The 19749-nt window shown below is 71.2% G+C and carries 17 protein-coding genes; 7 read left to right on the top strand and 10 right to left on the bottom strand.

Translation table 11 applies throughout. The features are described 5' to 3' along the window. Positions 1–75: 75 nt before the first annotated feature. The 3 genes from V5F49_RS17610 to petA are packed head-to-tail and all read right to left on the bottom strand — an operon-like array spanning position 76 to position 2784. Complete coding sequence (locus V5F49_RS17610) at positions 76–924, bottom strand: cytochrome c1 (protein ID WP_394116842.1); 849 nt, start codon at positions 922–924, stop codon at positions 76–78. 20 nt (positions 925–944) lie between these two features. Then, positions 945–2219 (bottom strand): cytochrome b, encoded by a 1275-nt coding sequence (locus tag V5F49_RS17605; protein WP_394116841.1) that lies wholly within the window; start codon positions 2217–2219, stop codon positions 945–947. Positions 2220–2256: 37 nt separating this feature from the next. Further along, positions 2257–2784 carry a ubiquinol-cytochrome c reductase iron-sulfur subunit gene (petA, locus tag V5F49_RS17600; protein WP_394116840.1) on the bottom strand — a complete coding sequence of 176 codons (528 nt, stop codon included), beginning with the start codon at positions 2782–2784 and terminating at the stop codon, positions 2257–2259. 253 nt (positions 2785–3037) lie between these two features. Here petA and V5F49_RS17595 point away from each other — a divergent pair, with 253 nt between their 5' ends. The 3 genes from V5F49_RS17595 to V5F49_RS17585 all read left to right on the top strand — a co-directional run bounded on the left by V5F49_RS17595 (position 3038) and on the right by V5F49_RS17585 (position 4792). Then, positions 3038–3526, top strand: coding sequence for a tRNA (cytidine(34)-2'-O)-methyltransferase (locus tag V5F49_RS17595; RefSeq protein ID WP_394116839.1), 489 nt, complete (start codon positions 3038–3040; stop codon positions 3524–3526). A 40-nt stretch (positions 3527–3566) separates the two neighbouring features. Next, positions 3567–4496, top strand: a complete 930-nt coding sequence (hemF, locus tag V5F49_RS17590; RefSeq protein WP_394116838.1) for an oxygen-dependent coproporphyrinogen oxidase — start codon at positions 3567–3569, stop codon at positions 4494–4496. Positions 4497–4567: 71 nt separating this feature from the next. Continuing rightward, on the top strand, positions 4568–4792 hold the full coding sequence (locus V5F49_RS17585) for a YodC family protein (RefSeq protein ID WP_394116837.1): 225 nt from the start codon (positions 4568–4570) through the stop codon (positions 4790–4792). A gap of 15 nt (positions 4793–4807) precedes the next feature. Here V5F49_RS17585 and V5F49_RS17580 read toward each other — a convergent pair whose 3' ends face one another. From V5F49_RS17580 to V5F49_RS17565, 4 genes are read right to left on the bottom strand one after another with little or no spacing between them, the layout of a single operon-like run. Further along, the gene (locus V5F49_RS17580; RefSeq protein ID WP_394116836.1) at positions 4808–6214 is read right to left on the bottom strand and encodes a CCA tRNA nucleotidyltransferase; all 1407 of its coding nucleotides are present in this window, start codon (positions 6212–6214) and stop codon (positions 4808–4810) included. After that, a complete protein-coding gene (locus V5F49_RS17575) occupies positions 6211–6471 on the bottom strand; it encodes a DUF6111 family protein (RefSeq protein WP_394116835.1) in 261 nt (86 codons plus the stop codon). Before V5F49_RS17575 ends, V5F49_RS17580 begins: the two co-directional genes overlap by 4 nt. Continuing rightward, positions 6471–7145: a CoA pyrophosphatase gene (locus V5F49_RS17570; RefSeq protein ID WP_394116834.1), complete on the bottom strand. Its 675-nt coding sequence runs from the start codon at positions 7143–7145 to the stop codon at positions 6471–6473. The genes V5F49_RS17575 and V5F49_RS17570 overlap by 1 nt, the downstream gene beginning before the upstream one ends. Further along, on the bottom strand, positions 7142–7771 hold the full coding sequence (locus tag V5F49_RS17565; protein ID WP_394116833.1) for a DUF1285 domain-containing protein: 630 nt from the start codon (positions 7769–7771) through the stop codon (positions 7142–7144). Before V5F49_RS17565 ends, V5F49_RS17570 begins: the two co-directional genes overlap by 4 nt. Positions 7772–8062: 291 nt before the next feature. Between V5F49_RS17565 and V5F49_RS17560 the strand changes: the two genes are divergently transcribed. The 4 genes from V5F49_RS17560 to V5F49_RS17545 all read left to right on the top strand — a co-directional run bounded on the left by V5F49_RS17560 (position 8063) and on the right by V5F49_RS17545 (position 15411). Then, positions 8063–9064: an AAA family ATPase gene (locus V5F49_RS17560; protein ID WP_394116832.1), complete on the top strand. Its 1002-nt coding sequence runs from the start codon at positions 8063–8065 to the stop codon at positions 9062–9064. Positions 9065–9078: 14 nt separating this feature from the next. Then, complete coding sequence (locus V5F49_RS17555; RefSeq protein ID WP_394116831.1) at positions 9079–10014, top strand: DUF58 domain-containing protein; 936 nt, start codon at positions 9079–9081, stop codon at positions 10012–10014. Beyond that, complete coding sequence (locus V5F49_RS17550) at positions 10014–12884, top strand: DUF4159 domain-containing protein (RefSeq protein WP_394116830.1); 2871 nt, start codon at positions 10014–10016, stop codon at positions 12882–12884. Before V5F49_RS17555 ends, V5F49_RS17550 begins: the two co-directional genes overlap by 1 nt. Positions 12885–13344: 460 nt before the next feature. Beyond that, complete coding sequence (locus tag V5F49_RS17545; RefSeq protein ID WP_394116829.1) at positions 13345–15411, top strand: hypothetical protein; 2067 nt, start codon at positions 13345–13347, stop codon at positions 15409–15411. A gap of 354 nt (positions 15412–15765) precedes the next feature. Here V5F49_RS17545 and V5F49_RS17540 read toward each other — a convergent pair whose 3' ends face one another. From V5F49_RS17540 to V5F49_RS17530, 3 genes are all read right to left on the bottom strand, one after another. After that, the gene (locus V5F49_RS17540) at positions 15766–17703 is read right to left on the bottom strand and encodes an acyltransferase family protein (protein WP_394116828.1); all 1938 of its coding nucleotides are present in this window, start codon (positions 17701–17703) and stop codon (positions 15766–15768) included. 311 nt (positions 17704–18014) lie between these two features. Further along, entirely contained in the window at positions 18015–18833 is an 819-nt protein-coding gene (locus V5F49_RS17535; RefSeq protein WP_394116827.1) for an ABC transporter permease, read from the bottom strand. Beyond that, complete coding sequence (locus V5F49_RS17530; RefSeq protein WP_394116826.1) at positions 18830–19747, bottom strand: ABC transporter permease; 918 nt, start codon at positions 19745–19747, stop codon at positions 18830–18832. Before V5F49_RS17530 ends, V5F49_RS17535 begins: the two co-directional genes overlap by 4 nt. Positions 19748–19749 lie beyond the last annotated feature (2 nt).

Raw genomic sequence — 19749 nt, 5'->3', positions numbered from 1 at the left:
CACCCGCCAAATGAAAAGGGCCCCGCTTGGGGCCCTTGTTCGTCTTGCGCGTCTGTCGCCGGCAGGCCGGACCGATCAGTGCGACACGTTCTGCCAGATCTTCTTCTTGGTGAAGTAGAGCAGGCCCGACAGGACGATGAGGAAGATCATCACCTGGAAGCCGATGCGCTTGCGCTGGTCGAGGTGGGGCTCGGCCATCCACATCATGAAGGCGGAGACGTCGCTCGCATACTGATCCACGGTCTGCGGCGCGCCGTCGGAGTACTCCACCTGGCCGTCGCTGATGGGCTTCGGCATGGCGATCTGGTTGCCCGGGAAATACTTGTTGTAGTGCAGGCCGGGCTGCACATGCGCGTCCGCCGGCGGGTCCACATAGCCCATGAGCAGCGCGTGGATGTAGTCCACCCCGTGCTCCTGGTACTGGATGAAGGCGTCGGTGATGAAGCCCGGGAAGCCCACGTGGTAGGAGCGGGCCTTGGCCAGCACCGAGAAGTCCGGCGGCAGCGCGCCGCCGTTGGCGGCACGGGCGGCGTTGTCGTTCGGGAACGGCGCCGGCCAGTGGTCCGACAGGCGGCCGGGGCGCTGGAACATGTCGCCCGAATCGTTCGGCCCGTCGGTGATCTGGTACTCGCTCGCCACCTGCTTGGCCTGCGCCTCGGTGAAACCGGGGCCGCCGGGCTGGGCGAGGTTGCGGAACGAGAAGAAGTTCGCGGAGTGGCAGGCGCTGCACACTTCCTTGAACACCTTGAAGCCGCGCTGGAGCTGGGCCTGGTCGTACATGCCGAACGGGCCGGCGAACGACCAGGAGAGGCGGGCCGGACGGTTGTCATGGCCACCGCCCTCGGCGGCCGCCACGCCCGTGGCGCCCGAGGCGAGGAGAAGGGCGGCCGCGACCGCGCCGAAGAGACTGCTGCGAATGGTCATTGCATTTCTCTCCGCGCGGCTCACTTGGTCTCGGGTCCGGCCGCGCCGGCGACCACCGTGGCGGCACCCTTGCCCTTGGCGAGCACCGCGTCGGCGATCGAGGCCGGCATCGGCGCCGGACGCTCGAACAGGCCGAGCAGCGGCAGGATGACCAGGAAGTGGATGAAGTAATAGGCGGTGAAGATGCGCGACACGATCACGTACCCGCCCTCGGCCGGCTGCGAGCCGAGATAGCCGAGGCCGACCGCCACCACCAGGAACACCCAGAAGAACTGGCGGTAGAGGGGACGGTACTTGGCCGAGCGCACCTTCGAGGTGTCGAGCCAGGGCAGGAACGCCAGCACCGCGATGGCCGCGAACATGGCCAGCACGCCGCCGAGCTTGTCCGGGATCGAGCGCAGGATCGCGTAGAAGGGCAGGAAGTACCACTCGGGCACGATGTGCGCCGGGGTGGAGAGCGGGTTGGCCGGGATGTAGTTGTCCGAGTGGCCGAGGTAGTTCGGGATGTAGAAGATGAACCAGGAGAAGAAGATCAGGAACACCACCATCGCGAACGTGTCCTTGATCGTCGCGTAGGGGGTGAACGGGACCGAGTCCTTCGCCACGTTCTTGATGTTGATGCCGTCCGGGTCGTTCTGGCCCACGTGGTGCAGCGCCCAGATGTGCAGGCCGACCACGCCGGCGATCATGAACGGCAGCAGATAGTGCAGCGAGAAGAAGCGGTTGAGGGTGGGGTCGCCCACCGAGTAGCCGCCCCACAGCCACTGCACGATCGTCTCGCCGACCCACGGGATGGCCGAGAACAGGTTGGTGATGACGGTGGCGCCCCAGAAGGACATCTGGCCCCAGGGGAGCACGTAGCCCATGAAGGCGGTGGCCATCATCAGCAGGTAGATGATGACGCCAAGGATCCAGAGCACCTCGCGCGGGGCCTTGTAGGACCCGTAGTAGAGGCCGCGGAAGATGTGGATGTACACCGCCACGAAGAACATCGACGCGCCGTTGGCGTGGATGTAGCGGATCAGCCAGCCGTAGTTCACGTCGCGCATGATGTGCTCGACGCGGGCGAACGAGACCGGCGCGTAGGCCACGTAGTGCATGGCCAGCACCACGCCCGACACGATCTGGCAGACCAGCATGAAGGTCAGGATCGCGCCGAAGGTCCACATGTAGTTGAGGTTCTTCGGCACCGGATAGGCGATGGCCGAGGAATGCATCAGCCCGACGATCGGCAAGCGGCTCTCAAACCACTGCGCGATCTTCCCCTTGGGCTGGTAGGTGGAATGTCCTTCCATGGGTCCAACCTTTTTGAAAGCGGCGACGAAGCGCGCGTCAGCCGATCACGATCTTGGTGTCCGAGGTAAACGCGTAGGGCGGGACCGCGAGATTGAGCGGCGCCGGTCCCTGGCGGATGCGTCCGGAGGTGTCGTAGACCGAGCCGTGGCACGGGCAGAACCAGCCGTTGTACTGGCCCTGATGGCCGAGCGGCACGCAGCCGAGGTGGGTGCAGATGCCGATGACCACGAGCCACTGGTCCTTGCCGGGCTTCACGCGGTCCTGGTCGGGCTGCGGATCCTTCAGGTCGGACAGGGGGGTGTCCTGGGCCGTCTTGATCTCCTGCGCGGTGCGGTGGGAGATGAAGATCGGCTTGCCGCGCCACTGCACCGTGACGATCTGGCCGTCGGCGATGGGGGAGAGATCCACCTCGGTGGTGGAGAGCGCGAGCACCGAGGCATCGGGCTGCAGCTGGGAGATGAACGGCCACGCCATGGCCGCCGCCCCGACGGCGCCGACGGCGCCCGTCGCGATGTAGAGGAAGTCCCGACGCGTCGTCGTCCCCGACGTCTCCGTATGTGCCACGGCGCAGTCCCCGATCTGTTGTCGTCTCGACGTGCGCGCCAGCACCCTGTGGATGTAGGCCCGCACGCAGGCGCGGCGGCCGCCGCTGTCACGGGACCGCCACCTTCGAGGGCCTCTAATTGCACCCTCAACCCATCTTGTCCAGATCATGGCCGTGCGGCACGGGGTCCTGCCATAATGCTTTCGACGGGGCGGCATCGCACGGCCCCGCCCGAGCCGGCCCCTCGGCCGGACGCGAAACGGCCTCTTCCGCATGATTCTCGCCCTGTATTGCCCGGATATCGCCCAGAATGCCGGCACTTGCCTGCGCACCGGGGCATGCCTCGGCGTCGAGGTCCATCTCATCGAGCCGGCGGGGTTTCCCGTGGGAGATGCGTCATTCCGCCGGGCCGGCATGGACTACATCGATTCTGTCGCCTGGCGCCGGCATGCTTCGTTCGCGGCGTTCGATGCCCACCGGAAGGCGGAGGGGCGGCGCCTCGTGCTGTTCACCACCCGCGCCGCCGAGCCGCTGAACGACTTCGCCTTCCGCCCGGACGACGTGCTGCTGTTCGGCCGGGAATCAGCCGGTGTGCCGGAGGCGGTCCATGCCACCGCCGATGCGCGGGTGCGCATTCCCATGCGGCAGGGGCTGCGGTCGCTGAATGTGGCGGTCAGCGCCGGCATCGCGGTCGCAGAGGCGCTGCGCCAGACCGGCGGCCTCGCGGCGCTGGCGCTTTCGCAGGACACCGCGCCGGGGTAAAAGCGCGGCTCTTGATCGGGTGCAACCGCGGAGCCGCTCCATGTCCTCGTTCCCTGCCGGTTCCAGCCTTCCCGGACACGAGACTCTGGATCAGCGGCGCGCCACCGCCCGCGCCTGGTTCGAGGAGTTGCAGGGGCGCATCATCGCCGCCTTCGAGGCGCTGGAGGATGCCGCCGCACCCGCGCTCTACGACGGCGCGCCCGGCCGCTTCGCCCGCACCCCCTGGTCCCGCACCGACCACACCGGCGCGCCGGGCGGCGGCGGCACCATGGCGCTGATGCGCGGCCGCCTGTTCGAGAAGGTGGGGGTCCATACCTCCACCGTGTTCGGCGAGTTCGCGCCGGAATTCCGCGGGCAGATCCCCGGCGCGGCGGACGACCCGCGCTTCTGGGCGTCGGGCATCTCGCTCATCGCCCACATGGCCAACCCGCACGTGCCCGCGGTGCATATGAACACGCGGTTCGTGGTCACCACCCGCGCCTGGTTCGGCGGCGGGGCGGACCTGACCCCGGTGCTGGCGCGCCGGCGCACGCAGGAGGACCCGGACACGCGCGCCTTCCATGCCGCCATGGCGGGGGCGTGCGCCGCCCACAAGGTGGCGGACTACGAGCGCTACAAGGCGTGGTGCGACGACTATTTCTTCCTCAAGCACCGGGGCGAGATGCGCGGCATCGGCGGCATTTTCTACGACTATCTCGACAGCGCCTGCGCGGGCACCGGCACGTGGGAGGACGACCTCGCCTTCACCCGCGACGTGGGCCTCGCCTTCCTCGATGTCTATCCCCGGCTGGTGCGCGCCAACATGGACACCCCCTGGACCGCCGAGGACCGGGAGGAGCAGCTGGTGCGGCGCGGGCGTTATGTGGAATTCAACCTGCTCTACGACCGCGGCACCATCTTCGGCCTGAAGACCGGGGGCAACGTGGATTCCATCCTCTCCTCCATGCCGCCGGTGGTGAAGTGGCCGTGATGGGGCCGTCATGAAGGCCGGCTAAGCCATTCCCGCGGCGTCGCGCATCGACGACAGCGGGAGACACAGCCATGGCGTTTGCGCCCGGAGACATCGTTCAGCTCAAGTCGGGCAGCCCGGCCCTCACGGTGGTGACGGCCTCCGATGCCGACGTCTCGGTGGTCTGGTACGCCGAGGAGGACGGGGAGTTCCGCACCCACACGCTTCCGGCCCTCGCCCTCGAGAAGCTCGAGATCGCCGATTTCGACGACGAGGATGAAGAGGACGAGGACGAGGAAGAGTCCGACGAGGACTGACCCGGTCCATTTGGCTCAGCCCTCCGCCACCGCCCGCGCCACAAGGTTGGCGATGGTGGAGGGGTCGTCGGGAAAATCAGCGGCGATCCAGGCCGCCTCCGCCCGCGCCAGCGCCTGCCCCAGGGCGCGGCCCGGCTTCAGCCCCAGCGCCATGAGATCGGCGGCGGCGAAAGGTGGACGCGGCGGCATCCATGCGGCGGCGAGCCGCGCCACCGTTTCGAGCCCATGCCAGCCATGCACGGCGGCGAGCAACGCAAGATCCAGCCCCGCTTCGCCGCCTTCGGCATAAAGGAAGGCCCGCGCCGCCCGCGCATCCCCCGATGCCGGCAGAAGCGGGAACGCCCGCCACCCCGCCGGCATCAGGCCGGAGAAGCCCGCGCCTGCCGAACCCGCGCCTGCGGAAATTGAAGCCCCCGGCCGCGCAGCGCGCGCCGTGCGTTGGCCGGAAGGGCCTGCCCCTTCGGCATATGACGCTGCACCCCCGGCGATCCGCGCCGCCAGCGCTGAACCGCCGCTCCCCCCGAGCGCCCGCGCCATGCCGGCGAGGCGGCGGCCTTCCGCATTGGAGAGCCGGAGCCGTTCGCGCAGCCGCTCGGCATCGTCCGGCACCCTGAGCGCCAACGCGCCGAGGCGGCGGACCGGATCGGGCGACAGGCCACAGCCGGCCTCCAGCGCCGCCATCTTTTCCAGCGCCGCCACGTCGGCGATGCCGGCGAGAAGCGGCTGCAGCAGCCCGGCGTCGCTCATCACCGCGAGCGTGGCGGCGGCGCCCGGCGCCACCAGCAGCTTCAGCATCTCCGCCCGCACCCGCTCCCGGGACAGGGCCGGCAGGCCGGCGCGGCGACGCACGGTGGCGGTGAAGGCAGCCGCGTCCACCGGCCCCGCGCCATAGGCGGCATGGAAGCGGTAGAGCCGCAGGATGCGCAGGTAGTCTTCCCGGATGCGCGCGTCCGCATCGCCGATGAAGCGGATGCGCCGCGCCGCGAGGTCCGGCAGGCCGCCCACCAGATCCACCACCGCGCCGCCAGGGGTGGCGTAAAGCGCGTTCAGGGTGAAGTCGCGCCGCTCCGCATCGTGCTGCCAACTGCGGCCGAAGCGCACCACGGCGCGCCGCCCGTCGGTCTGCGTATCCTCCCGCAGGGTGGTGACCTCGAAGGCATGGTGGTCGGCGACGACGGTGACGGTGCCATGCTCGATCCCCGTGGGCACCGGCTTGAGACCTGCGGCGCGGGCCCGCTCGACCACCACTTCGGGCAGGGCGGTGGTGGCGATGTCCACGTCGGTCACCGGCAGGCCGAGCAGGGTGTTGCGCACCGCGCCGCCCACCACCCGCGCCTCCTCGCCCCCGGCGTTCAGGGCGGCCAGCACGGCGGAAAGGCCCGGCGTGGCCCAGAATGACGCTCCCGCGACCGACGCGCTCATTCGAAACGCCCCGGCACGAACACGCCGTCGCGTGTCTCTGCCGGCACGTAGCGGCTGCCGGGCGCGGCCACCCGCCCGTGCTCGAACACGAACAGGCCGATCACCACCAGCGCCACCGCGCAGGCGGCGGTGATCGCGAGCGCCCGCGCCGACCAGTGCTCCGGCACCACCGAGCCCCGGCTGACCAGCAGCAGCAGCCCGTAGACCACGAACGGCGCGAGGAACAGGGCCAGCTCGATGAGGACGCTGCGCACCATCAGGCATAGACCCTTTCGTAGAGACTGCGGAGCATGCCCGCCGTGGCGCCCCAGATGTGCCGCCCCTCGTAGGGCATCACATAGAAATGCCGCAGCGTGCCCTGCCATTCGCGCGACTGGCGCTCGTGGTTGCGCGGGCTCATGAGGAAGCCGAGCGGCACCTCGAACGCCTCCGCGACCTCGGCGGGGTTGAGGGTGAGGCGATAGGCCGGGTCCACCAGCCCCACCACCGGAACGATCCAGAAACCGGTGCCGGAAAGGTAGCCGTCGAGATAGCCGAGCGGCTTCACCAGACGGGAATCGAGGCCCACCTCCTCGCGCGCCTCACGCAGCGCCGCGTCGAGATCGTCCTTGTCCTCCGGGTCCACCCGACCGCCGGGAAAGGCCACCTGCCCGGCGTGATGTGAAAGGTCCGGCGCGCGCAGGGTCAGGAGGACGGTAGGCTCGGGCCGCGCCACCACCGGCACCAGCACCGCCGCATGGCGCGGCCGCGTGCGCGGCTTCAGGCTCGCCATCTCGGGCTGGAGCGCATGGTCGCCGTTGAGGCCGGTGTAGGCATCATCCGAATAGAAGGGCGGCGGCTCGGGGGAGAGGCGGGCGGTCGCCCGCGCCAGGAAATCCGCCAGCGCATCGCCGGTCGCCGCGCCGGAGGCGCCTTCATAAACATGCGTCATGCGCCAAGATCCAGATCGGCCGCCGGCAGGATGGGAAAGAAGACGCCGGACGACGCCACGCCGAACATGGGGATGCCGTCCGCCTCGCGCACCTCCCCGAGCTCCATCAGGTCGAGATGGGCGGCCCGCGTGAGGCGCGCCTCCAGGCCCCGGCGCACATGCAGATAGGGCACGACCTCGCCGGCCGCCGCGCCGCGGGCGAAGCGCAGGGCGTGGCCGGGACCGCAGCGCACCAGCTCGTCCATGTTGGTGCGGAACACCAGGGTGCGCGCACCGGCGGCATCCGCCTCCACCGCCATCTCCACGGCCAGGAACGGGGCATCCTCCACCGTGATGCCGATCTTCTCCACCGGCGTCTTCAGGACGAAACGCGTGCCCTCCCGGTCCAGCACGGAGGCGAACAGCCGCACCAGCGCCGGGCGGCCGATTGGCGTGCCCATGTAGAGCCAGCTGCCGTCGGCGCGGATGGTCATGTCCATGTCGCCGCAGTCGGGCGGGTTCCATTTGTCCACCGGCGCGGGTCCGCGTCCGCCCGTGGCCCGCACGGCCTGCATCAACGCATCGAGGCGTCCGGGCGCGGCGGCATCCGGGGTTGCGGGCGGGGCGACGGGAGCGGGTCCCGGCATGGCGATCTCCTTCCCTGGGGCAGCGGGGCTCGCGACGACGTGAGCACCCCGTGGTGGACGGGCGCGGCACGGGGCTCGACGCGGACGCATCTTATCGTAAGCTCTGTGTCCGGGTGGCGCGAGGTTTGCAAGACGGCTGCAGGAGAGTTTGCGGTCGCCGGCCATGCGAGAGCGGCGACCGGCCATGCCTTCGGGCGGGCGCGGGGACTTAAGGTGGCCTGCGGGGCGTTTTATTGCCGCTTTTGGCGGCAAGCCTGTCCGGCGGGCGCGTGGTGTTCAGGAGATGCTCAGATGTCGGCTGCCGGCGAGACCTTCGACCTCGACCAGATGATCATCGGCAACGCGGAGGCTGCGGCCGCCCACGTGAAGGCGGCGCGCGCCGCCATCGGCTCGGTCATCTTCGGCCAGGAGGCGGTGATCGAGCGGGCTCTGGTCACCATCCTCGCCGGCGGTCACGCGCTGCTGGTGGGCGTGCCGGGCCTTGCCAAGACCAAGCTGGTGGAGACCATGGGCACGGTGCTGGGCCTCGACGCCCGCCGCGTCCAGTTCACGCCGGACCTCATGCCGTCCGACATCCTGGGCTCCGAGGTGCTGGAGGAGGCGCCCGGCGGACGGCGCGCCTTCCGCTTCATCAAGGGGCCCATCTTCGCCCAGCTGCTGATGGCCGACGAGATCAACCGCGCCTCGCCCCGCACCCAGTCGGCGCTGCTGCAGGCCATGCAGGAATATCACGTCACGGTGGCCGGCGAACGGCACGACCTGCCCCGCCCGTTCCACGTGCTCGCCACCCAGAACCCGCTGGAGCAGGAGGGCACCTATCCCCTGCCCGAGGCCCAGCTCGACCGCTTCCTGATGGAAATCGACGTGGATTATCCGGACCGCGACGCGGAGCGGAAGATTCTGTTCGAGACCACCTCCGCCGAGGAGCAGAAGCCCCGCGCCGCCATGAGCGTGGACGATCTTCTCGCCGCGCAGCGCCTCGTTCGGCGCCTGCCTGTGGGCGAATCGGTGGTGGAAGCCATCCTCACCCTGGTGCGCTCCGCCCGTCCGGGCGCGGAAGGCCCGGAGCAGCGCTACATCGCCTGGGGCCCCGGCCCGCGCGCCAGCCAGGCGCTGATGCTGGCGGTGCGCGCCCGCGCCCTTCTGGACGGGCGCTATGCCCCCTCCCTCGATGACGTGGTGGCCCTCGCCGAGCCGGTGCTGAAGCACCGCATGGCGCTTACCTTCGCCGCCCGCGCCGAAGGCGAGAGCGTCGCCCACATCGTCCGCCGCCTCACCGAGCGCCTCGGGTGAAGGTGGGGCCGACCGTGGCAGACGACGCACAGCACTCCGTCGAACAGGCCGCCCTCGCCGCGGCGGGGCTGGCGGCCGCCATGCCGCGGCTGGTGCTGGAGGCCCGGCGCATCGCCATGAGCGTGCAGCACGGCCTGCACGGCCGCCGGCGCGCCGGATCGGGCGAGAACTTCTGGCAATACCGCCGCTTCGCGGATGGCGAGCCCGCCCACCGCGTGGACTGGCGCCGCTCCGCCCGCGACGACCATCTCTATGTGCGCGAGCGCGAGTGGGAGGCCGCCCACACCGTGTGGATCTGGCCGGACCTCTCTGCCTCCATGGCCTATGCCTCGCGTGGGCAGGCACCGAAGCGCGAGCGCGCGCTCATCCTCGCCTTCGCTTTGGCCGAGCTTCTGGTGAAGGGCGGCGAGCGCGTCGGCATGCCCGAGCTGATGCGCCCCTCCGCCAACCGCCGCATCGTCGAGCGCATGGCCGAGGCGGTGGTGCTCGCGCCCGCCTTGCCGGCCAGCCTGCCCCCCGCGTTCGGCCCCTCGCCTTTGTCCGAGATCGTGCTCATGGGCGATTTCTGGAGCCCGGCGGAGGAGATCGCCGCGCGCCTCAAGACGCTGGCGGCAAGCGGCGCCCATGGCCACCTGATCCAGATCGTCGACCCCTCCGAGGAGACCTTCCCCTTCTCCGGCCGCATCGAGTTCCGCGAGCCCGAACGCGGCGAGCGCCTCACCGTCGGGCGCGCCGAGAGCTGGCGGGCGGATTATGATCTCAAGCTGGTGGAGCACCGCGCCCGCATCCGCATGGCGGCGGAGCGGCTCGGCTGGAGCTTCGCCGTGCATCGCACCGACCGGCCGGCCAGCGAGATCCTGCTCGCCTTGCACGCCCGCATGGGCGCGGGCGGCGGCGGGGCGCTGACGCCCAAGGGCGGCGGCCATGCCTTCGTGGGGGAGCGCACCTGATGCTGCCGCTCGCCTTCACGACGCCGCTGCTGCTCACCGCCTTCATCGCCCTGCCGGTGCTGTGGTTCCTGCTGCGCGTGGTGCCGCCGCGCCCGCGTGAGGTGGCGTTCCCGCCCCTGCGGCTGCTGCTCGGCATCACCCCCAAGGAGGAGAGCGCCTCCCGCACCCCGTGGTGGCTCACCCTGCTGCGCCTGCTGCTGGCGGCGCTGGTGATCCTCGCCGCCGCCGGGCCGGTCTGGAACCCGCCGGCCGCGGCCCCATCGGGCTCCGGGCCGCTGGTGCTGGTGATCGATCAGGGCTGGCCCGCCGCCGCCAGCTGGGAAGCGCGCCGCTCGGCCGCCGCCGCCCTCATCGACGAGGCGGAGACGGGCGGGCGCGGCGTCGCCTTCATTCCCACCGGCGACGTGCCGCGCGAGGCGACGCTGCTGACCCCCGCCGCCGCCCGCGACCGCCTGCGCTCGCTGGAACCGGTGCCCTACGCCCCGGCCCGGAGCGAGGCGCTGGCCGTGGCCGGCCGTGTGCTCGCCGCAGAGCCTGAGGCGGGCGTGGTCTTCCTCTCCGACGGCGTGGACATGGGCGCCGATCCCGACCTTGCCCGCGCGTTCGCCGACCTCGGCCCCGCCGGCCGCCTGCTGGTGGTGGGAGGCGGGGTGGCCGCGCCGCTCGCCCTTGCGGGAGCGGAGAACGGGGTCGAGGCGCTCACAGTCAACGTGCTGCGCCCTGCCGCCGCGCCGCCGCGCGCCGGTCGCGTCATCGCCCGTGACATGCGCGGCCTGACCCTCGGCGAGGCCGCCTTCACCGTGCCCGAAGGCGCCAGCGAGACTGAGGCGCGGCTCGACATGCCGGTGGAGATCCGCAACGAGGTGGCGCGGCTGGAAATCGCCGGCGAGGCCTCGGCCGGGGCGGTGCAGCTTCTGGACAAGCGCTGGCGGCGGCGGGCCGTGGGGGTCGTCTCCGGCACCAGCACGGACACCGGGCAGCCGCTGCTGGCGCCCACCTATTATCTCTCGCGCGCCCTCGGCCCGTTCGCCGACCTGCGCGTGGCCGAGACCGGATCGGCCACCGAGAACATCAACCGCTTCCTGGAACAGCGCCTGCCCGTGCTGGTGCTGACGGATGTGGGCGCCATCCCCCCCGCCACCCGCGCCCGGCTCGCCCGGTTCGTCGAGGACGGCGGCGTGCTGGTGCGCTTCGCCGGGCCGCGCCTCGCCAATGCGCAGGACGATCTTCTGCCCGTGAAGCTCCGGCGCGGCGGGCGCGTGCTCGGCGGCTCGCTGTCGTGGGAGACGCCGCAGAGCCTTGGCGCGCTCACCCCGGAAGGCCCGTTCCGCGACCTGCGCCCGCCGAACGACGTGACCGTGACCCGGCAGGTGCTGGCCGAGCCCGAGGGCACGCTCGGCGACCGCACCTGGGCGACGCTGGCCGACGGCACCCCTCTCGTCACCGGCATGCGCCGAGGCAAGGGCGCGCTGGTGCTGTTCCACGTGACGGGCGACACCTCCTGGTCCAACCTGCCCCTCTCCGGCACCTTCGTGGAGATGCTGCGCCGCGTGATCGCCCTGTCCGACGCCCCGCCCCCGGCCGAGACCGCGCCGGCCGACGCCGCCCACACTGCCGGCCGGCCGGATGTCGCCGCCTTGCCCCCCGCACGGCTGCTCGACGGCTTCGGCGCGTTCCGCCCGGCCGGCCCCACGGTACGGGCGCTGCCCTCCGACTATGCCGGCCGCGCCACCGCCGACCATCCGCCCGGTTTCTATGGCCCGCCGGACGGGCTGGTGGCCGTGAACACGCTTCTGCCCGCCGACCGGCCAAGGGCGCTGGATCTCTCCGCCCTCGGCGGACGGGTGGAACCGCTGCAGGAGAGCGCGCCGCGCGACCTGCGGGGGCCGGTGCTGCTCGCCGCCGTGCTGCTGCTGCTGCTCGACGCGCTGGCCGTGCTGTTCCTCGCCGGCGGCATCGCGCGCCTCGGCGGCCGCGGCACCCGGCGCGGGGCGGCTGCGGTGCTGGCGCTCGCCGTGGTGGCAGGCGCCGCAGGCCTCGCCGCCCTGCCCTCTCCCGCCGTGGCCCAAGGCAGCGTGCAGGCGCGCCCGCAGGCACCGGAGCGGGCGCAGCCCAATGACGATTTCGCCCTGAAGGCCACCCTGCAGACCCGCCTCGCCTATGTGGTCACCGGCGACACGGAGGTGGACGACATTTCCCGCGCCGGGCTCGACGGCCTCGCCACCTTCCTCGGCCAGCGCACCGCGCTGCAGGCGGGCGATGCCATGGGCGTGGACATCTCCCGCGACGAGCTCGCCTTCTTCCCCCTGCTCTATTGGCCGATCCTCGCCGACACGCCGATGCCGCCGCCCGCCGTGCTGGCGCGCATCGACGCCTACATGAAACAGGGCGGCACGGTGATCTTCGACACCCGCGACGCGATCGAATCCACCGGTGCCCCCGGCGCCCCCCTCTCGCCCGCGGGGGCGCGGCTGAAGGAGATTCTCTCCCGTCTCGACATTCCCGAGCTGGAGCCGGTGCCGCGTGATCACGTGCTGACCAAGGCGTTCTATCTGCTGAAGGATTTCCCCGGCCGCTTCACCGGCGGCACCACATGGGTGGAGGCGCTGCCCACGGCCGGCGCCGACGAGGACCGCCCCGCCCGCGCCGGCGATGGCGTCTCGCCCGTCATCATCACCGCCAACGATCTCGCCGGCGCCTGGGCGGTGTCGCGCAACGGCGAGCCGATGCTGCCCCTCACCCCGGGCGAGCCCCGGCAGCGGGAAATCGCCTTCCGTGCCGGCGCCAACATGGTGATGTATGTGCTGACCGGAAACTACAAGGCGGACCAGGTGCATGTGCCGGCCCTGCTGGAACGGCTGGGGCAATGATGCGCCGATCCCTTCTCCCGTTCCCGCCCTGCGCCGGCCTCCTCGCCTCGCCCCTCCCCGGAGAGCGGACGGAGGCGCGGGAAGGGCTGTCCCGCAGCGTCTACTCCCTGCCTTCGACCTCCACGGCCAGTGCAGGCAGCGGGCGACCCCTTCACCGCAGACGATTCCGGGCAGCGGAGCGGCGGAGCCTTGCGGCTGCGGCCATGACCGACCCCGCGGAGCTGCGCCCTCGCGCCAGTGCGGCGCGCTCCGCTGACCCCGGCTCTCCCGCGCCGGCTGCCCGCCCGGCAGTGTTCTGCCATCCCGCTGCCAGCTGGCCGCACGAGCAGCGCCGGCCCTGCAGCGCGACCGCCGCCCGCGTCGGCGGCAGGCACGGCGCCACGCACCGCCCGGGCGCGGAAAGCCGGCCCGCCCCGAACGGCCGCCGCGCGGCCACGACGCCGCGCGCGAGTGAGCGCCCATGAGCTACGGCCTCGCCTTCTCCCCCCTCGTCTCGCTGCCCCTGCTGATCGCCATCGCGGTGGCGGCGCTGGTGCTGGCGGGGCTGCTGCTGGCCTCCCGCACACGCGGCGCCGTGTTCCGCGCGCTGGCGCTGGCGGTGGGGCTGCTCGCCCTCGCCAACCCCTCCTTCACCCGCGAGGAGCGCGAGCCGCTGACCTCCGTGGTGGCGGTGGTGGTGGACAAGAGCGCCAGCCAGTCCTTCGGTGATCGCACGCGCCAGACCGAGGCCGCCCGCGCCGCCTTGGCCGAGCGGCTTGGCAAGCTCTCCGGCGTCGAGGTGCGCACCATCGAGGCCGACGCCGGCGACGGCTCGGCCGATGGCACGCGCCTGTTCTCCGCCCTGTCCGCCGGCCTCGCCGACGTGCCGCCGGAGCGCGTGGCCGGCGCCATCCTCATCACCGACGGGCGGGTGCATGACGCACCGGACAATCCGCAGGCGCTGGGCTTTTCCGCGCCGGTCCACGCGCTCATCTCCGGCCAGCCGGGCGAGCGCGATCGCCGGGTGGCGCTCGAGAAGACACCGCGCTTCGGCATCGTCGGCCAGAAGCAGACGGTGACCTTCAAGGTGACCGACGAGGGCGCCCCCGCCGGGGCGCGCGTGCCCGTCACCATCCGTCGCGACGGCGAGGTGATCGCCCGGCCCACCGTCACCGCCGGCCGCAGCGCCAGCATCGACGTGGACATCACCCATGCCGGCCCGAACATCGTGGAGTTCGAGGTGCCCCCGCTGGAGGGCGAGCTGACGCCGGTGAACAACCGCACCGCCGTCGCCATCGACGGCGTGCGCGACAAGCTGCGGGTGCTGCTCGTTTCCGGCGAGCCCAACGTGGGCGAGCGCACCTGGCGCAACCTGCTGAAAAGCGATGCCAACGTGGACCTCGTCCACTTCACCATCCTGCGTCCGCCTGAGAAACAAGACGGCACGCCCATCAACGAGCTCTCGCTCATCGCCTTCCCGACGCGCGAGCTGTTCCAGACCAAGATCAAGGATTTCGACCTCATCATCTTCGATCGCTACGCCCAGCAGGGCGTGCTGCCGCAGGTCTATTTCGACAATATCGTCCGCTACGTGCGCCAGGGCGGCGCGGTGCTCGTGGCGGCGGGAACGGACTTCCTCGACGTCGGCTCGCTCTACAACACGCCGCTCGAGGAGATCCTCCCCGGCATCCCGCGCGGCGAAGCCACGGATGCGCCCTACCACGCCCGTCTCACCGATCCCGGCAAGCGTCACCCGGTGACCCGCGACCTGCCGGGATCGCAGAGCGAGCCGCCCCAGTGGAGCCGCTTCTTCCGCGTGATCGACGCACAGGCCCGCTCCGGCACCAGCCTCATGTCGGCGCCCGGAGACAAGCCGGTGCTGCTGGTGGACCGCGTGGGCGAGGGGCGCGTGGCGCTGCTGCTATCCGACCACATCTGGCTGTGGGCGCGCGGCTATGAGGGCGGCGGCCCGCACATCGACCTGCTCCGGCGCCTGTCCCACTGGCTCATGAAGGAGCCGGATCTGGAGGAGGAGCGCCTCAAGCTCACCGTCTCCGGCCGCGATCTCGTGGTGGAGCGCCAGACCATGTCCGGCGAGGTGCCGCCCGCCACAGTCACCACGCCGTCCGGCGCCCTGCGCACCCTCACGCTCCGGGAGGCCTCGCCGGGCCTGTGGCGAGCGACCACGCCGGCGGACGAGCTCGGCCTGTGGCGGGCCACCAACGGCACCCTGACGGCGCTGGCCAACATCGGCCCGCTGAACCCGAAGGAGTTCGCCGAGGTCACCTCCACCCGCGACGTGGTGGCGCCTGTCGCGGCGGCAACCGGCGGCGGCGTGTGGCGGTTGTCGGATCTCGGCGGGACGGTGCCGCGACTGGTGCAGGTTTCAGCCTCCGACCGGCTCGCCGGCGAGGACTGGATGGGCCTGCGCACCCGCGACGTCTCGGTGGTGCGCGGCATCGGCCTGTTCCCGGTGTTCGCAGGCCTCTCCGGCCTCCTGCTCATGCTCGGCGTGCTGGCCGCCGCCTGGGTGCGCGAGGGCCGCTGAGCCGCCCGGCTCGGTTGGCGGCGGCCGCGAGGACGCTGGAGCACGCGCCGATCTGATTGCACGACAATCAGATCGGGTAACGCGTTCGATCTCGTGGAGTTGGGGCGCGGCGCCCCAACGTGCCGGACGCGGTGCCCCGCATTCGCCGTTTCCAGCTCTGGCCGGGTCCCTGCGGAGACCGCTTCGGGGCATGACCCCGGCACCCCCGCCGTGACGGCGCCGGTCCGTGGGCGCCGGTCCGCGGGCGCTCGGTTGGCGGATCGTGCGCCGGGCGTCAGTGCTTCACCGGTCCGGCCCCGCGGCGACCGAGGGATGCACGTCCGCAGCGACTGTGCCGCAATGACGCCTGTGCGCTCAGTTGCCGGCGGCGCTCATCAGGCCGAGCGCGGCGAAGGCGGCGCGGAAGTCGCCCGTCAGCGCCCGCGATCCGGCGAAGCTGAGATGGCCGCTGTCGACCAGCGCGATGGCGCCGTCGATGGCGGCGCGGCACAGGTCCGGCCCGCACTGGGTGGGACGAACGGAGACGAGCCGCACCCGCGTCGCGCCCTGCGCCATCGCCGTCAGCGCCCCCTCCACCGTCGCGGCCGCGGGACTGGGCGCGGCAGGGACCGCGCAGCCGTCGTCCGGCAGGCCGACGAAGCGCCGGCGCATCACGCAGCGCCCCCCGCCGTTGGCGAAGATGACCGGCGGTGTCACCAGCACCACCGCGCGCCCGGAGGCCAGGATGCGCTCCACCGCCGCCTTCACGCCCGGCATGGCGCCGGCGGGGTCCGCCATCTGCACCCAGTTGCCCGCCATCACCACCGCGCGAATGGAGGGATCGGCAAGGATGGAGTCCAGCGCCGCCGCGCGGAAGCGGTTGCAGGCCCGCGCCTCGGCTGTTGCGAGCGCGCGTGGCGGCTCGGGCACGCCGGGCGCGCAGCCGGCCTTGGTGAGCTGGACGAGGCCGAGGCCGGCCTCCTTCGCCACCGCATCCAGCGTCACCATGTGATGGTTGGCGAAGGAATCGCCGAACAGTGCCACCGCCGGCGCGCCAGATGCCGTATCGCCGAAGCGGCAGCCGGACACGGGCTCGAAGCGGTTGGGGCCGAGCAGGCAGCGCGGACCGCCGGCCCAGCGCTGCTTCAGCGCCGCCTCGGCGGCGAGCGCCTCGGGGCTGGCGCGACCCGGCAGGCCGTGGAGCGCGGCGAGCGCGCTGCCGGCGCCGAAGAGAAGCACGAGGGCGGCGACGCCCGCGGCCACCGTCCGCGCCTCCTCGCCCTTCGTGGACGGCCGGGTGCGGCGGAACGGCGCCTCCACATAGCGCCATGAGGCGGCGGAGAGGGCATAGATGCCCGCCGTCACCAGCACGAGCTGGACGGGACCGGGGTCCGCATCCACGAACAGCCGGTAGAGCGAGAACACCGGCCAGTGCCACAGGTAGAGCGAGTAGGAGATGAGGCCGGTGAAGGCCAATGGCGGCAGGGACAGGAGCCGCCCGGCGAAGGTGCGCCGCCCCTCCTCCCCCGCCACCAGCACCAGCGCCGCGCCGAGCGTGGGCACCAGAGCGGTAGCGCCGGGGAAGATGGTCTGCTCCGTGAACAGGAGGCAGGCCACTAGGATCAGCGCCACGCCGAGGCCGGCGCACATTTCCGCCGCCCTTTGCGAGGAGATGCGCGGGGCATGGCCCAGCGCCAGCATGGCGCCGATGAGCAGCTCGAACGCCCGGCCGGAGAAATTGTAGAAGGCGCGCTCGGGACGATCGATGGCGTTCTTCGTCGCGAGCCAGAGCGAGACCAGCGCCAGCGCCAGCAGCACGAAGCCACGCGCCTTCGCCAGCCGCGGATGGAACAGCGCCACCAGCAGCAGCGGCCAGAACAGATAGAACTGCTCCTCAATGGCCAGCGACCAGGTGTGCAGCAGCAGGTGCTCGTACGGGCTCGGCGCGAAATAAACGGTGGTGGCGAGGAAATGCCGGTTGGCGAGAAAGGTGGAGGCAGCCGAGAGCGAGCGCCCGTAGGCCTCCAGCATCCCCGGCGGATAGAGCACCAGCGCCGCGACAAGGGTCGCCAGCGCCACCAGCACATAGGCGGGCAGGATGCGCCGCACCCGCCGGTCATAGAAGCGCAGCAGGCTGAAGTGGCCGGATCTCATCTCCTCGGCGATGACCGAGGTGATGAGGTAGCCGGAGATGACGAAGAAGACGTCCACGCCCACATAGCCGCCGGGCATGAGGCGCGGGTCGGCATGGAACAGCACGACGGGAACGACCGCCAGCGCCCGCAGGCCGCTGATGTCCGAGCGGTACTTCATGCCCTCCAGCCTGTCGGAAGTGCGGCGATTGTGCCGACGCTGCGGGAAGCCGCGCGCGGCGCCCCTGCTCTAGAGCATTTCAGCGCGTTCCGGAAACACGGATTTGGCGGCAAGGGGCCGCCCGCCCGCGCTGGCAGTTGCCACGCCGGCCGCCGGGGCCGGCCGGCGATACGGCGACCGGGCAGCGGAGCGCCTGTCCTATCCACACCGCGCCGTGCGGCGCGAGCCAGCGCTCGCTGCCGTCATCCTGCGCCGTCGCCCCCGCCGGCTGCCCGCTGAAGCCTCACAGCTGCCGGCTCACCCCTGCCGGCTCACCCCTGCATGGCCGCCCGCTCCTCCGCCTCGCGCATGCTTTCCGCCCGCTTGGTGAGGATGGAGGCGATGATGACCACCACGGTCACGATGGCGATGAGGATGGTGCAGACCGCGTTGATCTCCGGCGTCACGCCGAGGCGCACCTGGGAATAGATGCGCATCGGCAAGGTGGTGGCGCCGGGTCCGGTGGTGAAGCTGGCGATGACGAGATCGTCCAGCGACAGGGTGAAGGCCAGCATGAAGCCGGAAATCACCGCCGGCAGGATCAGCGGCAGGGTGATCTTGAAGAAGGTCTGCAACGGCGGGCACCCGAGGTCGAGCGCCGCCTCCTCCAGCGTGCGGTCGAAGGTGACGAGGCGCGATTGCACCACCACCGCCACGAAGCACATGGTGAAGGTGATGTGCGCCAGCAGCACGGTCCAGAAGCCGCGATCGAAGTTCACCGCCACGAACAGCAGCAGCAGCGACAGGCCGGTGATCACCTCCGGCATGACGAGGGGCGCGTAGATCATGCCGGAGAACACGGTGCGCCCGGCGAACCGTCCGTAGCGGGTCAGCGCCAGCGCCGCCATGGTGCCGAGCACGGTGGCCACCAGGGCGGAGCAGAAGGCGATGCGCAGCGTCACCCAGGCGGCATCGAGCAGTTGCTCGTTCTCAAGCAGCGACCAGTACCACTGGGTGGAGAAGCCGGCCCACACCGTCACCAGCCGGGACGCGTTGAACGAGTAGATCACCAGCAGCAGGATGGGGATGTAGAGGAAGGCGAACCCCAGCGCGATGGAGGTGACGTTGAACCAGGTGAGCCCCTTCCTCATCTGCCGGCCTCCAGCTCGCGCTGCTGGATGTTCTGGTAGATGACGATGGGCACCACCAGCACCAGCAGCAGCAGCACCGCCACCGCGGAGGACACGCTCCACGACCGGTTGACGGTGAATTCCGTCCACAGCGACTTGCCGATCATCATGGTGTCGGAGCCGCCGAGCAGGTCGGGGATCACGAACTCGCCCACCGCCGGGATGAAGCACAGGAGCGCGCCGGCGGCGACGCCGGGCAGCGAGAGCGGGAAGGTGATCTTCCAGAACGCCTTGGTGGGCGGGCAGCCGAGGTCGGCCGCGGCCTCGAGCAGCGTCAGATCGAGCTTCTCCAGCGCCGAGTAGAGCGGCAGCACCATGAACGGCAGGTAGGAATAGACGATGCCGATATAGACCGCGAGGTTGGTGTTGAGGATCTCCAGCGGCTCGTTGATCACCCCCAAAGCCATCAGCCCCTGGTTCAGCAGGCCCTCGGGCGAGAGGATGCCGATCCACGCATAGACGCGGATGAGGAAGGAGGTCCAGAACGGCAGGATCACCAGCATCAGCAGCGTCGGCTGCAGGGAGCGCGGCGCGCGGGCCATGCCGTAGGCGATGGGGTAGCCGACCAGCAGCAGCAGGATCGTGGAGATGGAGGCGATGACCAGGCTGGAGCCGTACGCCTGGATGAATTCGTTAGAAAAATCCAGAACATAGGCGTAGTTGGAGAAGGACAGGCGGGACACGAAGTCCACGAATCCGGACCAGCCCTGCGACAGGTCGAGCTGCGGCTCGTACGGCGGCTGGGCCACCACGTCCTGCGACAGAGAGATCTTGAACACGATGAGGAAGGGCGCCAGGAACAGCGCCAGCAACCACAGATAGGGAACCGCGATCACCAGCCAGCGGCCCCGTCCTTTTTCCCCGGCCATGGGCATTG

Source organism: Xanthobacter lutulentifluminis (assembly GCF_043194675.2).
GTDB lineage: Bacteria > Pseudomonadota > Alphaproteobacteria > Rhizobiales > Xanthobacteraceae > Xanthobacter.
This window is presented reverse-complemented; position numbering and strand designations above follow the sequence as displayed.

Bases quoted from the DNA above. Each gene is read 5' to 3' on its own strand.
- V5F49_RS17610 (WP_394116842.1), bottom strand. From the start codon at position 924: ATGACCATTCGCAGCAGTCTCTTCGGCGCGGTCGCGGCCGCCCTTCTC.
- V5F49_RS17605 (WP_394116841.1), bottom strand. From the start codon at position 2,219: ATGGAAGGACATTCCACCTACCAGCCCAAGGGGAAGATCGCGCAGTGG.
- V5F49_RS17595 (WP_394116839.1), top strand. From the start codon at position 3,038: ATGATTCTCGCCCTGTATTGCCCGGATATCGCCCAGAATGCCGGCACT.
- hemF (WP_394116838.1), top strand. From the start codon at position 3,567: ATGTCCTCGTTCCCTGCCGGTTCCAGCCTTCCCGGACACGAGACTCTG.
- V5F49_RS17585 (WP_394116837.1), top strand. From the start codon at position 4,568: ATGGCGTTTGCGCCCGGAGACATCGTTCAGCTCAAGTCGGGCAGCCCG.
- V5F49_RS17580 (WP_394116836.1), bottom strand. From the start codon at position 6,214: ATGAGCGCGTCGGTCGCGGGAGCGTCATTCTGGGCCACGCCGGGCCTT.
- V5F49_RS17575 (WP_394116835.1), bottom strand. From the start codon at position 6,471: ATGGTGCGCAGCGTCCTCATCGAGCTGGCCCTGTTCCTCGCGCCGTTC.
- V5F49_RS17570 (WP_394116834.1), bottom strand. From the start codon at position 7,145: ATGACGCATGTTTATGAAGGCGCCTCCGGCGCGGCGACCGGCGATGCG.
- V5F49_RS17565 (WP_394116833.1), bottom strand. From the start codon at position 7,771: ATGCCGGGACCCGCTCCCGTCGCCCCGCCCGCAACCCCGGATGCCGCC.
- V5F49_RS17560 (WP_394116832.1), top strand. From the start codon at position 8,063: ATGTCGGCTGCCGGCGAGACCTTCGACCTCGACCAGATGATCATCGGC.
- V5F49_RS17550 (WP_394116830.1), top strand. From the start codon at position 10,014: ATGCTGCCGCTCGCCTTCACGACGCCGCTGCTGCTCACCGCCTTCATC.
- V5F49_RS17545 (WP_394116829.1), top strand. From the start codon at position 13,345: ATGAGCTACGGCCTCGCCTTCTCCCCCCTCGTCTCGCTGCCCCTGCTG.
- V5F49_RS17540 (WP_394116828.1), bottom strand. From the start codon at position 17,703: ATGAAGTACCGCTCGGACATCAGCGGCCTGCGGGCGCTGGCGGTCGTT.
- V5F49_RS17535 (WP_394116827.1), bottom strand. From the start codon at position 18,833: ATGAGGAAGGGGCTCACCTGGTTCAACGTCACCTCCATCGCGCTGGGG.
- V5F49_RS17530 (WP_394116826.1), bottom strand. From the start codon at position 19,747: ATGCCCATGGCCGGGGAAAAAGGACGGGGCCGCTGGCTGGTGATCGCG.